Raw genomic sequence first — 222 nt, 5'->3', positions numbered from 1 at the left:
CTTGATGTGCATGATTCCGCCACGACTGTCGATAAGTTAATCGAGATGTTTACTGGCAAAATACGCAACATCACCAAAACACTGACCTGGGACCAAGGTGTGGAACTAGCCCAAGTAGACAGGCTGAGCATCGAACGTGGGCTCGCAGTCTACTTCTGCGATCCACACTCACCCTGGCAGCGTCCTACCAACGAAAACACCAACGGGCTAGTCCGAGACTTC

At 51.8% G+C, this 222-nt stretch carries 1 protein-coding gene; it reads left to right on the top strand.

Features of this window, described 5'->3' with window-relative positions:
• Nucleotides 1-222: IS30 family transposase (locus HMPREF2565_RS14035; protein ID WP_210385875.1), on the top strand; the 222-nt coding region annotated here is incomplete at both ends.

It is taken from the genome of Corynebacterium sp. HMSC072A04, from assembly GCF_001809235.1.
Classification (GTDB): domain Bacteria; phylum Actinomycetota; class Actinomycetes; order Mycobacteriales; family Mycobacteriaceae; genus Corynebacterium; species Corynebacterium hiratae.
This window is presented reverse-complemented; position numbering and strand designations above follow the sequence as displayed.